The 548-nt window shown below is 54.6% G+C and carries 1 protein-coding gene; it reads left to right on the top strand.

Annotated elements, in window-relative coordinates; genetic code table 11:
* Positions 1-11: 11 nt before the first annotated feature.
* On the top strand, positions 12-548 hold a 537-nt coding region (locus tag AB4090_RS15125), incomplete at its 3' end, for an alkaline phosphatase family protein (protein ID WP_369574703.1).

Genomic DNA, 548 nt, shown 5'->3' with positions numbered 1-548 from the left:
ACAAGACCAACATGACTATGGGCTATTTCGAACGGGCGGATATTCCGTTCCATTACGCCCTGGCCGATGCTTTCACCGTCTGTGACCATTACTTTGCCTCCATCGCCGGGCCCACTTGCCCCAATCGTTCCATGCTTTTTACTGGCTCCATCGATCCCGAAGGCAGGAACGGCGGGCCCTTCATTGATGATAACACCTGGGATTACAGTCCATTGGCCGAGCGGGAAAGGCAACTTAAGCCATTCACTTGGCCAACTTACGCTGAACGTTTGCAACACGCAGGAGTTAGTTGGCGTGTATACCAAGAGGGTCTTACGGTCAGGGATTCTGACCCGATGACGGGAAATTTTGGTGATAATGCACTAGCTTGGTTCCAGCCGTTTGCCGCGGCTTCTAGCAGCAGCCCTCTATTCCGGCGGGGAATGAGTGGTTCCCCCGTAATCAATACGTTGCTCGAGGATGTGTTGCAGGACCGCCTACCCCAGGTCTCCTATATAGTCACACCGGCAGGCTATTCCGAGCATCCCTCGTATCCGCCGGCCTATGGC

The organism is Acidithiobacillus sp. IBUN Pt1247-S3, from assembly GCF_041146875.1.
GTDB lineage: Bacteria > Pseudomonadota > Gammaproteobacteria > Acidithiobacillales > Acidithiobacillaceae > Igneacidithiobacillus.
This window is presented reverse-complemented; position numbering and strand designations above follow the sequence as displayed.